The sequence below is a fragment of the Reticulibacter mediterranei genome (assembly GCF_016587455.1).
Window position 1 is genome coordinate 5,461,151 of record NZ_BNJK01000001.1, and the last position, 18,888, is coordinate 5,480,038.

At 48.3% G+C, this 18,888-nt stretch carries 16 protein-coding genes; 12 read left to right on the forward strand and 4 right to left on the reverse strand.

Annotation, left to right across the window (positions count from 1 at the left end; all coding sequences use genetic code 11):
• Positions 1–558: 558 nt before the first annotated feature.
• Together K3T83_RS23495 and K3T83_RS23500 are read right to left on the reverse strand one after the other, a co-directional pair.
• A complete protein-coding gene (locus tag K3T83_RS23495) occupies positions 559–2,826 on the reverse strand; it encodes a winged helix-turn-helix domain-containing protein (RefSeq protein WP_220205357.1) in 2,268 nt (755 codons plus the stop codon).
• A gap of 21 nt (positions 2,827–2,847) precedes the next feature.
• On the reverse strand, positions 2,848–4,446 hold the full coding sequence (locus K3T83_RS23500; RefSeq protein ID WP_236065130.1) for a toll/interleukin-1 receptor domain-containing protein: 1,599 nt from the start codon (positions 4,444–4,446) through the stop codon (positions 2,848–2,850).
• A 282-nt stretch (positions 4,447–4,728) separates the two neighbouring features.
• Here K3T83_RS23500 and K3T83_RS57985 point away from each other — a divergent pair, with 282 nt between their 5' ends.
• Positions 4,729–5,157, forward strand: coding sequence for a WD40 repeat domain-containing protein (locus tag K3T83_RS57985; protein ID WP_373324542.1), 429 nt, complete (start codon positions 4,729–4,731; stop codon positions 5,155–5,157).
• Between the two features lie 151 nt (positions 5,158–5,308).
• Here the strand turns inward: K3T83_RS57985 and K3T83_RS23510 are convergent, their stop codons facing one another.
• Both K3T83_RS23510 and K3T83_RS23515 read right to left on the reverse strand, forming a co-directional pair.
• Entirely contained in the window at positions 5,309–5,512 is a 204-nt protein-coding gene (locus K3T83_RS23510) for a hypothetical protein (protein WP_220205359.1), read from the reverse strand.
• Positions 5,513–5,645: 133 nt separating this feature from the next.
• Positions 5,646–7,943, reverse strand: a complete 2,298-nt coding sequence (locus K3T83_RS23515) for a Piwi domain-containing protein (protein ID WP_220205360.1) — start codon at positions 7,941–7,943, stop codon at positions 5,646–5,648.
• Positions 7,944–8,171: 228 nt separating this feature from the next.
• Between K3T83_RS23515 and K3T83_RS23520 the strand changes: the two genes are divergently transcribed.
• The 11 genes from K3T83_RS23520 to chrA all read left to right on the forward strand — a co-directional run bounded on the left by K3T83_RS23520 (position 8,172) and on the right by chrA (position 18,692).
• On the forward strand, positions 8,172–8,414 hold the full coding sequence (locus tag K3T83_RS23520; protein ID WP_220205361.1) for a hypothetical protein: 243 nt from the start codon (positions 8,172–8,174) through the stop codon (positions 8,412–8,414).
• 1,641 nt (positions 8,415–10,055) lie between these two features.
• On the forward strand, positions 10,056–10,511 hold the full coding sequence (locus tag K3T83_RS23525) for a cupredoxin domain-containing protein (RefSeq protein WP_220205362.1): 456 nt from the start codon (positions 10,056–10,058) through the stop codon (positions 10,509–10,511).
• Between the two features lie 130 nt (positions 10,512–10,641).
• Positions 10,642–10,914, forward strand: coding sequence for a MoaD/ThiS family protein (locus tag K3T83_RS23530; protein ID WP_220205363.1), 273 nt, complete (start codon positions 10,642–10,644; stop codon positions 10,912–10,914).
• 121 nt (positions 10,915–11,035) lie between these two features.
• Positions 11,036–12,193 carry a molybdopterin-synthase adenylyltransferase MoeB gene (gene moeB, locus K3T83_RS23535; protein ID WP_220205364.1) on the forward strand — a complete coding sequence of 386 codons (1,158 nt, stop codon included), beginning with the start codon at positions 11,036–11,038 and terminating at the stop codon, positions 12,191–12,193.
• A 151-nt stretch (positions 12,194–12,344) separates the two neighbouring features.
• The gene (gene modA, locus K3T83_RS23540) at positions 12,345–13,157 is read left to right on the forward strand and encodes a molybdate ABC transporter substrate-binding protein (protein WP_220205365.1); all 813 of its coding nucleotides are present in this window, start codon (positions 12,345–12,347) and stop codon (positions 13,155–13,157) included.
• Between the two features lie 7 nt (positions 13,158–13,164).
• Complete coding sequence (locus K3T83_RS23545; protein ID WP_220205366.1) at positions 13,165–14,016, forward strand: ABC transporter permease; 852 nt, start codon at positions 13,165–13,167, stop codon at positions 14,014–14,016.
• Positions 14,017–14,165: 149 nt separating this feature from the next.
• Positions 14,166–15,332 carry a zinc metalloprotease gene (locus K3T83_RS23550; protein ID WP_220205367.1) on the forward strand — a complete coding sequence of 389 codons (1,167 nt, stop codon included), beginning with the start codon at positions 14,166–14,168 and terminating at the stop codon, positions 15,330–15,332.
• A 39-nt stretch (positions 15,333–15,371) separates the two neighbouring features.
• Positions 15,372–15,560, forward strand: coding sequence for a hypothetical protein (locus K3T83_RS23555; RefSeq protein WP_220205368.1), 189 nt, complete (start codon positions 15,372–15,374; stop codon positions 15,558–15,560).
• A 304-nt stretch (positions 15,561–15,864) separates the two neighbouring features.
• Positions 15,865–16,686: a HesA/MoeB/ThiF family protein gene (locus tag K3T83_RS23560; RefSeq protein WP_220205369.1), complete on the forward strand. Its 822-nt coding sequence runs from the start codon at positions 15,865–15,867 to the stop codon at positions 16,684–16,686.
• Positions 16,683–17,444, forward strand: coding sequence for a HesA/MoeB/ThiF family protein (locus K3T83_RS23565; protein ID WP_220205370.1), 762 nt, complete (start codon positions 16,683–16,685; stop codon positions 17,442–17,444). Before K3T83_RS23560 ends, K3T83_RS23565 begins: the two co-directional genes overlap by 4 nt.
• An 18-nt stretch (positions 17,445–17,462) precedes the next feature.
• Positions 17,463–18,692: a chromate efflux transporter gene (chrA, locus tag K3T83_RS23570; protein WP_220205371.1), complete on the forward strand. Its 1,230-nt coding sequence runs from the start codon at positions 17,463–17,465 to the stop codon at positions 18,690–18,692.
• Positions 18,693–18,888: the final 196 nt, after the last annotated feature.

The window sequence follows — 18,888 nt, forward strand, 5'->3', positions numbered from 1 at the left end:
CAAATGGGAACGTGCGAGTGAGAGAAAGAGTGATGAAATGAGAGCATGGCGGTTCCTAGAGCTGTTAGTGGCCATCCTCTTCCCTCTCTTGTCACGCCTCTTGCTTCTTTCCCCCGATTTTAAGACAGGTGCAACACAATGCACCCTTCTATTTTCTCGCTCGGAGCGGAAACGGTTGGAGGATGAATCTCGATCTGGTAACGCTGGACCAGTAGATACTTATTGAGTGGATCTAAGAGAAGGAGACACGTAAGATATTTATCAATTATATGATGAATCTACCACAATAGATGTAATAGCATCGGATTAGGCGATAAAACATCCCACAGTAGATTGGGGCTTGGTTCTTGCAGGTTGCGTTTGCGAGGAACTCGTCCAAACTGCATCGGCTCTCGGTGTCGTTCTCTGCTGAGGATGTTACCGGCTCCACGCTTGCTAAGTGGCCGGGCTGCCATTACTCGTTTTCCGTGCTTCTCATCCTTTCCTCCTAAAAGAGTTGTTGAGATTGTTGTCACAAACTTTTTACCCTTTTTGCTCCTCTTGATGATCAAGAAGATCTCAATGCAAGTTCTCTTCGTTTTTTTGTAAACTGATAATCAGCTTGTGAATATTCTCTGCTATCTTACTCAGTTCCCTCTCAAGCTCTCTTGGAGTCATTTCGCTAAGTGTTCTGCCTCCCTGCGGTAATGGGGAAATCTCGCTAAATGGGGTTTGTTTCCAGTTTCCTATGGGACTGAGTAGCAGCGGAACCAGTGTTGCCGTTCCTCCTGAACTCAGCTTGAGCGCCTGTACTGCCTGCTTATAATATTCCGACTTCAGAAAGCTGCTGCTAAAGCCTACGAAAATGAGTTGTGAACTATTCAAATCTCGTTCCTGCGTAAGCTGTAGATGCTCACCTGGCTTGAGAGTGCCTCGATGCCTTTCTGCTATTAAGTTGTTTTCTTGAAAGACATGCAAGTGATTCCAAAACTTTTGCATTATAGGCAAATCTTCATCGCAATAAATGTACATAACTCGAATTGGTTGAGTTTTTGCTCGATGATACCCGTATTTTCTTACATCTTCTCCAATGTTGTCTTGAATTACTCTCATGTCTTTTTTATTCAATTGTTGATGCAATCTTCTCCAGAAGCTCTCATAGGTAAAGTTCTCTCCAACGAGAGCAACCGATGTTGTTCGTCTCTGATGGAAAATAGGAGTGATCTGGTCATCATTGATGCTCTTCTCATCTCCGTTGACAAACCACAAAGAAGTCGGAATATCACGTAAAAGTGGTAATATTGTACTATCCCATTTCGGATCGAGGCCTACGGCTAATACATCTCCACTTAATATTTCTCGTAAATACTGGTTTAGCTCATTATTATTTGAAATGCAAGCATCGCGTTCATGAATTACATATTCACGTGATAACCAATCACCAAATACTTTGGTGAGCCTGTAAGGTAGCTCTCTCTGTCGAGGTGGAAACGGCTTTCTTGCTATCACTACTTCAAAGTCTTTTTGTTCAATTAATCCCGTATCATGCAGTGATTGCTCAATTAAGTCATCTATATTTGTCGAAATAATTTCTCGAAAGTATCCCTTTTTGACAATATCAGCGAAATATCCATCGCCACCGCCCCCCTCTAAGAGGGTGCTTGTGTGCCTGAGGCTATCCTGTAAAAGTGTGTGAAGTTCTCTTTCTCCCAATTGAAGTTGTGTCAATATCTGATAACATTCACGAAAGCTTTGGAGAGGAGATTGGAACTGTACATTATGAGCCATATATTGTTGGCAATAAGAGTAAAAGGGCGAACTCCGATATAAGGCTCCACATTGAGATCCAATGATGAGAACAGCCTGACGATTATGACGCCTGCGTAATTCCAACCATTTGCACATCGTGTGTAGAGCAAGTTCTTCGTGACCTTCAGAGGAATGGAAAGTTTTTTGTGCCTCTTGAGTACCGACAGATGAGGGAGATAATTCTATAGGAGGAACATGAATAACTTTCTTTTGTGGAAACTCATCAAGATACTCATGAAGGCGATGCCCAGTTCCACGAACCGTCTCTATAAAACGGGGAGGGCGTTCGGCATCTCCGATACTTTTACGCACGCGTTCGACAAGAGCGTCGAGCCGTGCATCATCATGTTCAGGTTGATAGAGGTTGCCATAGACTGCCTTCGTAGTTTCTTCACGAGAACAGACCTGACCTGCATGGGCTGCTAGAAAACGGAGGAACTGAAACTCTTTGTTCGTTAAAAAGTTCGTACGTAATGTCCCATCAATCCAGACTTCGTGACGTAAAAGATTCAGCTTGAGTCCTATTCTTTTGTCCAGAGGATCGACACGTTTTATGTTTAAACGATTCTCCGTTTCTCTCTTCCCCTTGAAAAGAATGGGTATTGACTGCTTTACTGAGAAAGGGTGATAGAGGGTACTGTCCCAGAACTCACGATAGTACTGCTGCATCTGCTCATGCGCATGGAGGAAATCATCCCCAGTCACCACAATCATGTCTTCTGGCTGCCATTCTTCGAGAACAAATCCTTCTGTCAGAAAAAGAGGTCTTCCATATTGATCGAAAAGCAATTCTTTTTCTTCAAAGCCAAGATGAGAACGCTTGGCTCTTCGCACGCGAAAAAGAAGATGGATGGTTCCCACTTGTGTACTGTGAATTTCCCGATACATCACATATCCAGGTTCCGTAGTTTCTCCCCCAGCAGCCTCAGCAAGAAAAGAAGTAATCTGCCTCTCAATCATAAATTGAGGAGCGATGATAGTTCGATAATCCACGACTTTGTTTCGGCTGACGAGAAAGGGCCAGGCTATGATACTCATTGAGAGAAACTCCACTCTTTACTAGAGAAATCTCGATACTGGAAATGCTTCTTCCAATGTATGCATTGACTGTAGACAACTTTGTATAACCGCCCTCTGGGCTGTTTTCTTATCATGAATAGCTCCTAAGCCTCTTTCTTGCTCTGAGTATGCCCAAAGAGATTGAGATCCAGCGTGAAACAGATCAGACCAAATACAACATAAGGGTAGGTCTATATGGAAAGGCTTTGGATAGCTTCCTGATACCTTTCGGATTGAGCCATCACCTTGTAACTCCGCAAACCCTGCGCCTACTGCACTAACTGGTATGAGCCGAACGCAATAGCTGTTGCTCTGATTTCTCACGAAATGGTTAAATTCATCGATTTGCAACAAACGATCTCGTATATCTTGTAATGAATATTTCGCTTGGAGAAGATCCCATTTTGTGATGAAAAAGTGCGCAAGTTTCCCACCATTTTGCATTATTTGCAACATGTTTTGTAATTCTATATAGATGAAATGGTCAGCTTCTTGCTTTTTTTGCATGAGAGCGAGGAGCTTTTGACCGTCTAGGAGTCCCAGGAGAGCATGAGATTGTGCAAACTGCTGTTCAAAATTATCAGCTACAGCCATGTCTTCCATTCTCTCAGTAATTCTTCCTCCCGCATAATCAAGGTAACTACAGTGAAAAGGAGAATAAATTCTTTTACCTGGAGATCGGACACGGCAAGTAAAATGCCATTCTTCCGTTTCGCTGACCTGTGTTCCAGGAGGCCATTGCCCGGAGACGATTCCATAGTACATCGCATTGAGCTTCTTGCGTTGGTCTGGAGTGGTTTCAAGAAAGAAACTCGTATTGGGTCTTTGTACCGCAAGAGCATTATACATGCTCGACAAAAGAGTTGTTTTGCCTGCACCAGATGCTCCCAACAGAATTATTTTATAGGTATCAGTTGCTTTTTTTCCTATTTCACTGGATACCTTCTTTTGTTGGAAAGCTTCTCCTTCAACGAGTTCTGCCACATGTTGCTGCATGAAGAAGGGAGAAAACGATCTGAAAGAGGCATACTGTTGAGTTTTCTCCCCAGCGAATGAGGAAGAAGAAGAGAGAGAGGGAAAGGCAGGTTTTTTCTGGATGTCTTCAATAATCTTTCGGATGCTTGTTGCTACACTCAAAAAAGCGTGATCTCTATTGCGCCACTGCGTAATAGGTTTGGCATTTTCTGGCAGTGCTTGCAAATGACTTAAAATAGTATGTTTCCAATCAACAGGTCGTAAAATAATGGGGATAACGCGGGCATACTGCTCTTCATGCCGCTGAATAGCCTGTTTCATCTCAAAGCTAGAACAATATTCTGAAGCAAAGAACGAGGGACTGATTAAGAGGAGAATAATATCAGCCACTTGTAGATGGGTCTGGGTCTGTGTTATCCATTGTTCACCAGCCGTGATATTGCGATCAAACCAATCAGTAATGAGACCTTGATGCTTCAAAGCACTTAAATGTGTTTCAAGTGCTTTACGTAATGCCTCATCTTCATGAGCATAAGCATAAAAAATATGGATGCTATTCTTCGAGTGATGTTCTTCCTGGTCACCGTTTCTCATGTTTTTATTATGTAGGGCAAAGAGCAGCATCGTCAATACTAAGAAATCCTTTTTTGTTTTGAATTCTCTTCCATCTCAATGAATTGCAATTCACCTTATCCGATTCATAAACTTATTGATGATTTGTATATCCCTTTTCAAACGAGATTCAGGGCTGAAACGATGTATTTCAAATTGCCATGTTCCATACCAAGGAAACTTATCTATAGGTAGAGACAACCAGAAAATCAATCGGTGCTGCTGATGGTGCCGTCACTGCACCTCATAACGGGATGACGATGCGCATTTCTGTGTGCTACGGTCGGCTCCACTATGACAGCTGCTTCCGCCACTTCCACTTCCTCTTCGAGAGATAGTCACACGGGACAGTTTCTTCGCGCTTTCAAAGGACACACTGCTCAAGTGAATGCCTGTGCGTTTAGCCCAGATGATACCTTCGTTGTCTCAGCCTCGTCGGACCACACGCTCAAGCTTTGGGAAACTTCTTCGGGCCAACTCCTTCATACCCTCAAAGGCCATACTCAAGCGGTTCAAGGCTGTGTTTTTACTCCAGATGGAACACACATCCTCTCTGCTTCGGATGACCACACGCTCAAGCTCTGGGGTACGCAAGAAGGGCAATGTCTCACAACGCTCCGTCTTGATGGCACAGTAAAGGACTGTGTCTTTGCCCCTGATGGGAGGCATCTTGTCGCAGCAGGAAACAAAGGGCTGTATTTTTTACGGGTAGTTTGGGAGTAGAGGGACCTTTCCAATTTAAAAAGATCAAGCCTGCCCCATTTTGGAATGGTTTCCACCTAGAGTAGATGCCGCCAATAGCATGGCTTTTTATGATAAGCCATCGGTAGGCATAACCCTAACTATGTACCAATAATTCAGCAACATTGCCCTTCTATAAGTTGTGTTTCTTCCGGTACTTTTCCTCCAAAAGTTGTACCAGCTTCGCATTCTCTTCGAGAAGTAGTGCGTATTTCTCAAGGATGTTATTGACCATCTCTGCGATCAGGTCAGTTTTATTCCCCTTTGCCACCAGTTTAACCAGCGCATCTACGGCTCCTGCTTTACCTAGTATCCAAGTAGATAGTTTGGCGATCATGACGTCACTCGAATGGCCGCAAAATATAATCTGCTGGAGGCTGGGTATTATACAACACTTTGAAACAACCCTCTTTTTGGTGTAGCGCTACACCAAAAAGAGGGCATCTCAGGCACATCGACGGTCCACCAACCTAGATCCAATAAGGGTCCGTTCCCTCTGCCGTTGGCGGGCGAATCCCTCGTAGCGCCAGGCTCGCCATTTTATCGCTATAGTGGGTGGTCACTGGTAACCGTGGCGCTAGGAGCGAACCATAATGTAGCAGCGTCAAGGATAACACTGAGTGCAGAGCATGCTCAATCGAGAGGGGAGCCTCCGCACGAATATAGAGTGGATAGGGGGTCGCTTTTTTAAAGGGAGGTAAGGACGAGACGAGAAAAGCGGCCTGGTCACTCAGACGAAAGGCCGACCCCTTTGCTGGCTGAAGCCATTGGCAGGGCTGTTGTTGGCCTTTCTGTTGCCCGTCTGACACTGGCATCCAATGGTAGAGGCGGGGCGCTCCTGATTTGACAACCTCAACCAGAAAAAAGGTTGCTCCAATTTGCTGCCCCCATGCCTTGAGAGCTGCACGCTCATTGCCACGAAACCACCCATCGCGATGGACCAGAACCCGCAATCCGGCAAACTGTTCTGCTGGGAAAAACTGCTGGAGCGTTTGCTCAGGAATCGTCTCGCCTTCGATGAGTACTTGATGAACCGCATACTTGAGTGCCGGTTCACTATTTTGATAGATATGGGTAGTTGCTAGCGTGTTCATGCTCCCAGCTAATCGCGCCTTATTCATACGAGCAATATCGATGCCCACGACCACATCCGTATACTGAAGTGGTTCGGCAAGACGGAATGGGACATTGCCCACTTTACAGAGCAATCCCAACGCAATATTAGGCACCGCATCCGTCTTGCTCAACGTTGCTGCATATACAACCTGATTAGGTATTCCCCGCACAACAGTCACGTCTTTGACACTCAGATAGCCCTCATCTCGACTCAGTTCTATCTGCTCACGAACACGCTCTGGTAACAAGGCCAGGATAATATCCGGCTGCTGTTCTTTGAGGTATCCAATGGCTCGTTCTAGAGCAACCCGTGTGAAGAGTTCCAGAGAAGCATGCCCGACGAAACGAAGAGGAAATTTGAATACTTGACATTCCTTTTGCAAATTATTCAAGAAGGCACGGATCTGAAGACGATGATCAGGCACGCCCAGCAGCAATCCGACTCGAATCGGTGTGCCCTCTGGAAAGGCTGCACTGCGTTGATAGAAACCATAACGACGGAGCTGCGCAAGCACCATCGTCTCTTCCTTGACCAGATGGTTCCCACCAACCAACACATGCGGCACAAAGTCATAGTCAGCAGGCCGCAAGAAAGAGGAGGTGTGCTTTTCTGAGGTAAAGGCAGGTTGAATCAACTCAATCCGACGCAGGACAGCCGCAACTGCGCTGATCATCTGTGAGCGATCTTCGGGTGAAAGACGCAACCTCTGTAATAGAGCCTGAGTCTTAACCCCAAATTGGGAAGCGTCCTCCACACGCGCCACCACTTGCAATGCACTCGCGACGTAATCTAAGGGTTTTTTCGCTTGATTATCGGCGAGAGCTTTCCCAGGACGCATCTGTACCACTAATTCATCATCCTCAGCCTTCTCAATAAGAGTACGGGTCACATGATTGAGCGTCAAGTTAAGGAGCCGCTCTCGATGAGCAGAAGCTCGATCTTTGTAGACATCGACGATCTGCCCTTTGCACTTTCTATTTCTATCCAGTACCAGAAGTCCTTTGAGTTGCTCAGGATCAGCCAACTGACGTGCATACGCTCGCAAATTCTGGTTCACGACAATTTCAGAAGTCATAGAGAGGGCAAGGGCTGGCCTTCCATCAACTACCCATCCACGCGGGGTGCAGATCCGACGTATGGTGAGGTACTCAGAGAGCTTCTGATGATAGTTAGCGAGGCTGTGAAGCATGTGCTTACGGACCTTCGCCTTCGTGGAGAGATAGTGTGCCACAAAATCGGCTTGGACCTGAGCGCTCACTTGGAACGTGCTATCTTGCTGAATGGCATGGATACACCCAAAGGTCGTCGGCATGCTTTTCCAAAGCGAGGAGAGGAGTTGCTGAAATTGCGCTTCTGTCACTGCATGATTGGTCACTAAACGATGCTCGGTCCAGAGCCAACATCCAGGAAACATATCATTACAGCGACAGGCAAGCCGAGCGCCTAATTCGGTTGGTTCGCCGCCATGCACATCAAGCACATAGGCAACCAGAGGAGGAATCTTGGCTGGATTGATCGGGAACAATTCTATTTTCAATTGAGGCATGGTGATGGCCACAGGGGTCTGTGGCACCGTCAAAGCTGGTACGCTTGGCACAGGAAATGACGTAGGGCGAAACGATAGCGAATGCTCAGGCGTCTCATAATGCATAAGAGAAAAACCTCCCTTTCCACTTTCACATATCCACAACAGCAATTTCCAGATTTTCTAGCAACAGAGAGAATAGCATTGACCAAAGAGGCTACTTGCAGATAACAACGTGACAATTGCCTGACAGTAACAACTTCTTCACCCTCTTCTGTTGTGAAGCTTTCATCCACTGAAGCATGGTAAACGAAAACAAGACCCTGGCTCATGCGCCCGGAGATAGCCCATGACGTGGTTCAAACCGCCCAAGAATTGGCCGACCTGCTTGGCATCAACCTCGCGCAAGTGCGCGAAGAAAAGAAGGACACCCAACCAGCAGGCATCCTTCTTCCCCTTCTTCTGTTCTGTTTCGAGCATCAGGCACACCGGCAAGACCCTGATGCCGTGCAACCGTTCCTTTCCCCAGACGAAGGCTCCTCTCTGATGTCCCACAGCGGAGCAAGTCACGTCGTTGCCTATCGAAGAGATCCATGAGGTACTCCCTCACCTCAAGGAACTGCTTGCCGTGTAGCAGAGGGAGGCATGAGGCGATCTTCTGTTCTGTCGGTGCCAGGAGCGTTGTTGCCGCATCTGAGAATCTCCTTCACTGCCTTGATCCGTTGGGCGAAGTACATGGTCTGTCTACGGTCACGCTTTCTGCTGAGGAGCCCTTGCCAGCGCAAAACTCGCTTCCTCACATAACGCTCGCGCCTGCTCGATTTCTCTCCTTCTAGGGACGGTAGTGTAGGGTGGTGTATTTACAGCAGCAAACGCGGTACCAATGCTGAGCGTTCATCCCTTTGCCCAAGTGTCAGTAGAGGTTCATTCTCCTGGGGTCATCCTGCTCATGTTGGGCAGACGCTTGCAGCGGGGTTTCGACGCCTCCGTTGGGTTGCAGGTCAGCCAGGAGCATCTTGTCATTCTTCAGAAATGAGATCTGTTGGGGAAATGCCTTCTTACGGTTTCTGCTGTCTTTGCTCAGGCCTCAAGAGATGAGGGACCAAGAGGTGGATGAAAAAAGTATCAAGGATGGAGATAACGAGTGTGGGAAAGAGGCCATACCGCAGGAGCAACGGATAGACAAAACTTACTGACCAACAGAACGGCAATAAGGCTGTTTTTCATGTCCGTTGGCATCACTCTGGGTGCGCTTGTTCTTTTGAGTTCGCCGAACCAGAACATCTGCTTGTAAGTGAATCATCATCTGATCGAAGATTTGTAGATATTATTCAGAAGAATCCAATGGCACCTCTCTTAGTTCCAGAAAAGCGCGCAAAATGGTAATCCAGAAATATGCTTCTGCCGTAGTAGTTTATAGAGGTTGAGCTTGTACCAAAAAGGAAGCCGAGAAAGAGCGTGTCCAAGCATGATGCCCTCTCAAACGGAGGACACAAAACAGGGATCTGGCGAGGATGCACGTGTTGAGGATGTTGGTAGAGATCACCTCACCTGAGCAATCAGAACAGGGAGCGAGACAAGCACACCTGCTCTCGTGTGATCTCATCTCAAGGAGAGATGCATGCTTACGGTCTGGTAGAATTACCAGATCCTTTCTGCATCTCGAATGGATAGATCTTCGCGGATGCAGGACATAATTAGGTAATTGTACTGGTGTGCTGTTTGCCCCTCATAGGCTAAAATGACTAAGAGGGGCTTCTTAGCAAGAAATATAACAAAGAGACCATCGTTCTCTTTGGGAAAAAGCCTGCCAACTGGGCCTGTTTTGCTCTGTATCGATCCCTGGTAGGCAGGGAAGATATGCCCCAAGTACGTGCAAAAGTACGAATAAAGAAGAAGGAATAGATGAGATCGCCCATGCATGATGCTGCGCTTTGGCTCCCCATCAAGCACACAGGACGTGTGTTGATCTTCATCAGTGTGTTCACTTTGCTCGCCCTGATTTCTTTTTTTGCTCTCTTCTCTGATCCACTCAAGAGCAGAGCCAGCTAGCAAGAAAATCCCAGAGACGCTTTCCAGGAGGAGATGTTCGCTCATTTTCATCGTTGAATTATACAACTATTGTACGTCTACCTATTAACCGTAAATGAAGAAACAGAGACTCTGGCTGTGTCTGTTTTAATAGATATTGTTCCAGTAATTCTCGTTTGGCAAGGAATAAGCAAGCAAGGGAGAACTATGGGAAGAACATTTTTTTGGGGCTGGCGGTTCAGCATCATCTTCATTGTTCTGATCGGATTGACAGGCTGTCTTGGCTCGCCCACCAGCCCGCCTACCGTTACAGTGACACTGATCGATCACCAAATCCAATCCTCGTTGACCACCTTTACCGTGAATAAGCCGTATCACTTTGTTGTCACCAACAAAGGGCAGACGGCCCATGAGTTTCTGATCATGCCCCCGCCCAGCAAAACCAAGAATCTGTCAGATGTTGAGCTGAGCAAGAAGGCGCTGGCAACGATCTCATCGCTTCAGCCAGCAGAGACAAAAACTCTCGACTTCACCTTTAACCATGACAATGTTATGCGCTACAGCATCGGCATGGATATGAGGGGATTTGAATTTGCTGACCACCTGGCAGGACATTATGAGCAGGGCATGAAGCTATCCATCTCGATCATCCCTAGTCAGTGAGAGACCCTGGTGTCATTTCTTTCTCTTTCGGTTCAAGCTTAAACGTCTTGCCAGAGTCTCGTGGCTTCAGAGAGAACATAGTGGTAGAGCTTTTTCACCACAACATGCTTTTTAGGAAAGGAGAACCAGCATGATCACTGTCTATATTCCCACCTCTTTACGCGAGTTTACCAACGGTCGGGCGATGCTCCAACTGACCAGTGAGACAATTGCTCAATTGTTCGAGACGCTAGAAGCACAGTTTCCAGGCATCGGGGCACGATTGTATGACCAGCATGGACAGGTGTGGCCCTATATTGCTGTCTTCGTCAACGGCCAGTCCATCGGCCATCTTCAACAGAAAGAGACCTCTCTACGGGAGCGCGATGAAGTCCATATTATTCCTGCGATGGCTGGGGGCTGATTGCAGATCCACGCTATTGACAATGTCATGAAAAAAGGGAGACATTTCATGCTCGCAACCAGGAAACACAATGGAGACGGGCAGCTATCATCTCCCCTGCAAAGAGGACTGAGAGGAGACTATGAGCAGAACCGATCAGGCAGATCTCAGCCAGGCAGAGATCGTGCGCTATAGTCGTCATTTGATTATGCCTGAGGTTGGAATGGATGGTCAGCGCAAGTTAAAACAAGCCAGTGTGTTGTTGATTGGGGCAGGAGGATTAGGCTCTCCTCTTGCCTTGTATCTGGCCGCTGCGGGTGTTGGCCGTCTCGGCCTCGTTGATCTGGATGTCGTGGATGAGAGCAATCTCCAGCGTCAGATCTTGCATTCAACGGAGATGGTAGGGCACTCGAAATTGACCTCTGCCCGTTCTCGTATTGAGGCACTCAACCCGTTCGTTCAGGTAGAAACCTATGAGACACGGCTCACTTCTGAAAATGCTCTGGAGATCTTGCCTTCCTACGATGTCGTGATTGATGGGACAGATAACTTTCAAACGCGCTACTTGACCAATGATGCCTGTATCTTGCTGGGCAAGCCGTACATCTATGGATCAATCTTCCGCTTTGAAGGTCAGGCTTCTGTCTTTGGGATGGATGATGGACCATGCTATCGTTGTCTCTATCCCGAACCTCCCCCTCCTGGATTGATGCCTTCTTGTGCAGAGGGGGGCGTCCTGGGCGTCCTTCCGGGCATGATTGGTCTCATTCAGGCAACAGAAGCGATCAAAGTGATTATTGGGCAAGGGCAGTTGCTCGTTGGACGCTTACTCCTCTTTGATGCACTGCACATGCGTTTTCGTGAAGCAACCATTAGGAAGTCTCCTCACTGTCCTGTGTGTGGACCTACTCCGACGATTACCCATCTCATCGATTATGACCAGTTCTGTAGTCGTGGTCCCCAACAAGACGTGCTGGCGGCAGAGGAGCGTGTGCTTCCTACGACGCTCGCGCAAGAGATCCGTGAGGGACGCTCGCTTGTCCTGATTGATGTACGAGAACCTCACGAGTGGCAAATTTGTCATCTCCCTCAAGCACGCCTGCTTCCTCAAGGATCGCTGATCAGCCATCTCCATGAGTTAGAAAAACAAACTGATATCGTGGTGTACTGCCGAAGCGGAGTGCGCTCGGCAAAAGCTATGAGACTGCTCAAAGATGCTGGTTTTCGTCATGTGCGCAATCTGGAAGGAGGAATTCTACGTTGGGCACAGGAGATTGATCCACAGATGCCAACGTATTAGGTGCTCAGGCTATTGCAAGCGGGTTTTGACCTACTGTGACGTAAGCGTGTGAGATATGGTCTGCTGCCCAGAACAGATGCATTCTGGGCAGCACTTCGGAGCTAGACGTTTTCAGTTACGCTCTTTTACCACCAGAGAAAGAAGGACCGAGATGAAGTATACGCGATATGCCTCTCTGTTTCTCATGATCATCCTCTGTACTGTGTTGACTGCCTGTGAAAATACCTCGACGACAGGAGCAACGTCGTCTACTGCACTCACCCTGAAAGTCTTTGCGGCTTCTTCGCTGCTTGAGTCATTTGGAACGCTTGCTCAACGCTATCATAAAATACATCCTCTGGTCACTATCACGTACAATTTTGCAGGGTCACAAGTGCTGGAACAACAACTGGCGAGCGGAGCATCTGCTGATATCTTCGCCTCTGCTGATAACGCCAATATGCAAAAGGCAAGCGCGGCTGGACTCGTGGAACCTGCACACATCTTCGCCAAAAATAAGCTGGTCGTGATTGTTTCTCGACACAGTTCTACTCACATCACATCCTTGAAGGATCTGACCAGGAATGGCGTCAAAATCGATATCGAGGCGGCGAGCGTTCCTGCTGGGCAGTACACCTTACAGGTGTTAGATAAGATGTCTTACTCACCTGAGTATGGTCCGACCTATAAAGCGGCTGTTCTTGGGCACGTCGTCTCACAAGAAGACAACGTAAAAGCGGTCGTTCAAAAAGTGCAGTTAGGCGAGGCTGACGCTGGTTTTGTCTATCAGACGGATGTCACGGCTTCTGTCTCCAGTCAGGTCGACACCATTCCCATTCCTGACACACTCAATGTCATCGCTCAATATCCCATCGCAGCGCTCAAACAGAGTTCTCATCCAACAGAAGCACAAACATTTGTCCAGTACGTTCTCTCTCCAGATGGACAGGCTATTCTTGCCCAATACCACTTTCTTGGAGTGTAAGGAGAAAATGAGCAAACACATCACTATTGAGCTTGAAAGAGCGTCTCCCCGGAAGACGCTTGCAGCGTCCTGGTGGACACGTTGGTCTGCTCGGCTGCTCATAGGTTTCATTACGGGGAGTCTTTTCGCCTTTCTCGCTCTTCCATTAGTTTCCTTGCTGCTCCATGCTCCTCTCGATGTGCTGCTGTCTTCCATGTTCCAACCGGGGGTACTGGAAGCCTTACAATTGAGTATCTTCACCACATTAGCCAGCCTCTTGTTCACTGTTGTCTTTGGATTGCCGGTCGCCTATCTGCTTGCTCGGTTCCGCTTTCCGGGCCATAAGGTGCTTGAGACACTCGTGATGCTGCCGACCGTTCTTCCCCCTGTCGTGGCAGGAATAGCACTCTTACTCACTTTTGGTCGATTGGGACTGGTTGGGCACTATTTGACGCCATGGGGAATCACGCTGCCTTTCACGACAACGGCTGTGATCATGGCACAAACGTTTATCTCTGCTCCATTCTTCATCACTAGTGCCAAAGCAGGCATTGAGCAATTAGATATCCGCTATGAGCTGGCTTCAGCCACCCTGGGAGCCTCGCGTTTTTACACCTTTAGAAGAGTTGTTCTTCCACTTATCCGTCCCGCACTCTTCTCGGGAATAGGGCTGGCCTGGACGCGTGCGCTCGGTGAGTTTGGGGCCACCATTACCTTCGCCGGAAGCTTTCCTGGTGTGACACAGACCTTACCCATCGCCGTGTATATCACTAGCGAAAATGACCTTGATGCGGCTGTTGCTGTCTCTGTGGTGCTGCTTGCCATCTCCTTTGGCGTCCTATTGGTCGTACAGATAGAGCGTGCGCACCATCCAAAATGAACAGAGATTTTTGGAATGAGGTGCAAACTCTTCAAATTGGGGCGTTAAATGGTTGCAATATACAACAGTTGTATGTTACAATCAACTTGAAGAGAGAGGGGAAAGAGAAGTCTCTTGAGCAATAATTCCTAAATCAAAGAGGTAGATGTATGATGGCTTTAGAAACAATGGTGTCTTGTCCTCAGTTACGCTCTGACCTGGTCATTGAGCAGCAGCATGAGGGGAAGAATCTCAAATACCTGATCATTGACCCGGTCAATGGGCGTTACTGGCAATGTGGTCCTTCCCTCTATCACTTGTTGACCCTTTGCACTGGCGAATATACGCTGGCTGAAATGATGGCACGATATAGGGAGTTGACTCAGGTTTCTTTGACGAGTGAACAACTTGAGTCCGCGTTAAGGAAATTTGCTGAGCAGGGTTTCCTGGACCATCATGCTTCTCCTCCTCGTCCTCGGTACGCACGCCGTCTTTTCTCATGGCTCTCTCGTCGTCCTCTCTCATTAGAGCTGCTCATCATGCGTTGGCGTCTCTTCCCGGCAGATGGATTGTTACAGCGTCTCGAACCCTCTACCCGCTGGATCTTTTCGCCCGTTTTTTTTGTCTGCTGGGCTGTGCTCATGGCGATAACCATTTGGCTTCTCGCTAGTGGTGGATGGGATGCTGGCATTCTTCCTGTCGCCATGGAGTTGTATGGTCACATCTCCTTTCTTGCCTGGGGGCAATTTCTCATTGTGCTCCTTGTGACGGCGTTCATTCATGAAAGCGCACATGGGATCACCTTGCAACATTTTGGTCGTCACCCTGGGCACTTTGGCCTGGCATTTTCACCATTAGCGGGAGTATTTTTTTACGTAGAAATTGGCGAGATTTGGCGTCTGAACAAACGACAGCATCGAGTTGCGGTCAGCCTGGCTGGCCCCCTCGCCTCTTCAGTCATAGGGGCCGTTGGAACTATCGTCTGGTCGCTCGTACCTCCTGACGTGCCTTCCTCATCCTGGGCGGAGATGTTCATGGTAGCAGGTGTCCTGACGGCCATCTATAACGTGTTGCCATTCTTTCGTACGGATGGCTATTTTGCGCTCACAGACTGGATACACACCCCCAATCTGGACCGTAAAGCTCGCAAATACTTGATCCACCTCATCTGCCGTCCATTCCATCGTCAGCCACAAACAGAGCCGCTTGCACTGAGCCAGCATTTCCTCTTGGCTGGATACGGCGTGATCGCCTGGCTTGCTACGCTCTGGCTGCTCTGGATAGTCGGCAGCTTTTTTATACGTCTTATCGTGAGTTTCGTACTTCACGTGTTGTGAAGAAACAAACATGAAGAACCTCTTGAAAGGAGAGATTCAATGAAACTAACCCATGAATCTATTGAGAAGAAGACCGAGGAAAAGCAGACACAGGGTATCGAGTCTCTGACCCCCAAAGAATTTACCTTTGATCTTGAGGAACTCGATGGCAATCGTGCGATGGTCCTTGTTAGTGCTTGCGCGGTAGGGTTTGCCTCTGTTGCATGCGCTAGCTGCTCTGCTGCATAGAGCCTCTTTCCTGGTTCGTGCTGCTAGCATGAGAAGAGAATCTCTTCTTGATCCCCAGCATCTCTTACTGAGAACGGGAGAAGAGAGGACGAGAAGACGTGCTGATGCATGGACCAGGAAGCAGTGATTTGAAGAAACAACGTGGAATGCAGACCACTTCTCAGAGGACATATTCCTCTGGAGAGAGATTCAAAGGAATTGATCGGCGTTCTACGTTGCTTTCCCAACTCGCTCGCGTCCTCACATTGACCTTTTGAATCTCGTTGTCGGAAGAATCCTTTATTGAACAGTGAGAAGGAAACCTATGCGGTCTCTACATCTGCCTACGACATTGCTTGATGAAAAAACGTTACCAGAATTAACTGAACTTGAGTATGAGATCTATAAACGACAAATACCCCTTCCTGGCTTTGGCTCTCAAGGACAACGTCAGCTCAAAGGAAGTTCCGTCATGATTTCTCGTGTGGGAGGAGTCGGTGGGACGGTGGCATTGGAGCTCGCTCGTGCGGGCGTGGGCCGGCTGGTACTTGCCCATGAGGGTGTTATTGAACTGGAAAATTTAAATCGTATGCTCTTAGCGTTTCGCCAGGATGTTGGTCGTCCACGTGTCGAAGCGTTTCGCGATATGCTTGCTCGCGTCAATCCAGAGGTAGACGTGCTCATTGAGGCGGACAACATTCACGCAAACAATGCAGAACGACTCATAGACCAGGTAGACCTGATCGTTGACGGTTCCCCATCATTTGAAGAACGCTATCACATGAATCAAGAAGCCGTTCGCCAAAGGAAGCCGATCATTATGGCTGCTATGTTTGGATTGGAAATGTACATCACCACTATGATTCCAGGAAGTACCCCTTGTCTCTCTTGCCTCTATCCGACGCCTCCTCCAAGTTGGGAGGTGACAGGATTTCCAGTGATCTTGCCAAGTTCTGCACTGGTCGCAACCATTGCCACGATGGAAGTTATTAAGGTCATCACAGGATGTGGGGAGCCATTGATCAATCGCTTATTCTATGGTGATTTGACCAGCAATGGGTTCCGCCAATTGCATATTGCTCGTCGAAGAGACTGTCCAATTTGTGGGCACCTCGTCTCGGCAAACGAGGGAGGAGCAATGGCATGAGCAGTATCCCTGAGCTGAGTGCATTTGAATTTGAACGCTACTCTCGTCAGATGCGCCTTCCAGGTTTTGGATTGAAGGCGCAGCAGCAGCTAAAGGCTGCGACCGTGCTGATCTCTCGTGTTGGGGGAGTAGGCGGTACGGTTGCAATGCGCCTGGCTCATGCGGGCGTTGGACATCTGATTCTTGCTCATGGGGGCCAGGTGCGCCCAGAATATCTCAATCGCTGGCCTCTGGTAAGAGCGACAGATATTGGTCGCCCATGCATAGATGCGGTGCTTGAGACCCTTACAGCGATGAATGCTTCCGTGAAATTGACTGGCGAGTGTACCAATGTTACGGAAGAAAATGTCTCCCGCCTTGTTGAACAGGCTGATCTTATTGTCGATGCCGCTCCCTTGTTTGAAGAGCGGTATCTCCTCAACCAGCAGGCGGTCCGTCAGAAAAAACCGCTGGTCATGGGAGCGATGTACGGCACAGAGGCATATATTAGCACCTATATCCCAGGTGAAACGCCCTGTCTGGCCTGCATGTATCCAAGCAAGCCCCCCTACTGGAACTCGATTGAAGCCTTTCCGGTGATTGGTCCCTGCTCTGATATGGCTGGCGCTGTCGCTGCAATGGAAGCCATCAAGGTGCTCACTGGCTTTGGGATGCCATTGAAAGGCCGGCTTTGGTTCTTTGATCTCCAAAGTAATTGTATGTCTCACTTACACGTTCATCGTCGTCTGGATTGTCCGGTTTGTGGCGAAGGCACATAGGAACGAAAGGGGCTATTGATGGCATCGTTGTCAGGCAAAAGGGAACAGGAAAACACAGCCATGAAGGAGGCGCAACCAAACTGGCGACGGTTTGCACGCCTCATGGCGGTCTTCTCCTATATTGGACTGATAGGCTTTGGTGGAGCACTTGGTCCCATCGGCTTAATGGAAACGTCCTGTGTCAAACGTCGTCACTGGCTTGGGAGTGAAGCATTTCAAGAAGGCCTGGTGATTGCGACGTTATTTCCTGGTGCGACGGCACTGCAACTGGCAGTCTACATTGGTTCTCTCTATGCTGGTCCTCTAGGAGGATTGCTCAGCGGGATCAGTTTCTTGTTGCCTGCGTTTCTTCTCATGCTCTCTCTCTCCTGGCTTTATGTGCTCTATGGAACATGGCCTATCATTGAAGCAGGCTTTACCTGGATCGGACCAGTTGTGGTCGCAATTATTATGAGCACGCTCTATGAGATGGGAAGAGGGTCTCTAAAGACCCTAGTCCATTGGAGTATTGGATGCCTCGCGTGCCTGGGAGTTTTGTTCCCCATTTTCCCATTATTCATCAACCTCCCGATTATCCTTCTCTCTTGTGGAGTTTTGGGGATGATCCTCTATGGTCGAGGTCCATCACCCCCTCCTCCCACCAAATCCTCATCTCCAGTTACACTCCATAGTTTCGTCATGCTTCCCCTTGCCTTTCAGGCGTTTCTAGAAGGAGTGCCGCCGTTGCTCTCCCTGGCTGTCGAATTCTTCAAAGTGGGCTTCTTGCTCTTTGGATGTGGATTTGTCATGATTCCTTTCTTACAGCAGGAGTTGGTGGAACATCTCCATTGGTTAACGACCCAGCAACTCTTAGACGGTATAGCGCTGGCGCAAATTACTCCAGGTCCATTTCTTGTGGTAGCAACATTTATTGGATACAAGAGTGCGGGGATCGCAGGAGCGCTCACAGCAACAGGGGCCGTCTTTACGCCCTCCTTTCTCCTGGCCTCGGTCGCGACACCTCTCTTGCTTCGTATACGTCACTCACCACGAGTCAAGGGCTTTTTTCAAGGCGTGACTCCAGCTGTCCTGGGGGTGCTGACTGCTTCAATCGTCCTGCTTGCCCAAACAACGATCATCGATGGCTGGACGCTAGGCATCGCCATGATCAGCTTTTCGCTCTTGTTCCTGCGGCGTGTTCATCCAGCGTTCTTGATAGGAGGTGCACTCATTCTTGGAATGCTCCATGTCCTCGTGACGCCATCATAGCAGAAAGTCGGATCTGTGAAAGAAATTGCTCTCAGGTTTCTTCTTACTTAAAGCGGCGAAAAAGTTGCATACTACAACAGTGATACGGTATACTGTGTCTATTGAGAGTGCTTGAGGCAATGAGCATGGTATATCAACTGTGCCACACAGGAGCAGAAAATGGCACCAGCTTTTCCCCCTGAAGCGGGGAGGAGGC

Coding starts and splice junctions, on each gene's coding strand:
- K3T83_RS23510 (WP_220205359.1), bottom strand. CDS start 5,512: ATGATCGCCAAACTATCTACTTGGATACTAGGTAAAGCAGGAGCCGTA.
- K3T83_RS57985 (WP_373324542.1), top strand. CDS start 4,729: ATGACAGCTGCTTCCGCCACTTCCACTTCCTCTTCGAGAGATAGTCAC.
- moeB (WP_220205364.1), top strand. CDS start 11,036: ATGAGCAGAACCGATCAGGCAGATCTCAGCCAGGCAGAGATCGTGCGC.
- K3T83_RS23500 (WP_236065130.1), bottom strand. CDS start 4,446: ATGCTGCTCTTTGCCCTACATAATAAAAACATGAGAAACGGTGACCAG.
- K3T83_RS23550 (WP_220205367.1), top strand. CDS start 14,166: ATGATGGCTTTAGAAACAATGGTGTCTTGTCCTCAGTTACGCTCTGAC.
- K3T83_RS23530 (WP_220205363.1), top strand. CDS start 10,642: ATGATCACTGTCTATATTCCCACCTCTTTACGCGAGTTTACCAACGGT.
- K3T83_RS23515 (WP_220205360.1), bottom strand. CDS start 7,943: ATGCATTATGAGACGCCTGAGCATTCGCTATCGTTTCGCCCTACGTCA.
- K3T83_RS23495 (WP_220205357.1), bottom strand. CDS start 2,826: ATGAGTATCATAGCCTGGCCCTTTCTCGTCAGCCGAAACAAAGTCGTG.
- K3T83_RS23565 (WP_220205370.1), top strand. CDS start 16,683: ATGAGCAGTATCCCTGAGCTGAGTGCATTTGAATTTGAACGCTACTCT.
- K3T83_RS23560 (WP_220205369.1), top strand. CDS start 15,865: ATGCGGTCTCTACATCTGCCTACGACATTGCTTGATGAAAAAACGTTA.
- chrA (WP_220205371.1), top strand. CDS start 17,463: ATGGCATCGTTGTCAGGCAAAAGGGAACAGGAAAACACAGCCATGAAG.
- K3T83_RS23525 (WP_220205362.1), top strand. CDS start 10,056: ATGGGAAGAACATTTTTTTGGGGCTGGCGGTTCAGCATCATCTTCATT.
- K3T83_RS23545 (WP_220205366.1), top strand. CDS start 13,165: ATGAGCAAACACATCACTATTGAGCTTGAAAGAGCGTCTCCCCGGAAG.
- K3T83_RS23555 (WP_220205368.1), top strand. CDS start 15,372: ATGAAACTAACCCATGAATCTATTGAGAAGAAGACCGAGGAAAAGCAG.
- modA (WP_220205365.1), top strand. CDS start 12,345: ATGAAGTATACGCGATATGCCTCTCTGTTTCTCATGATCATCCTCTGT.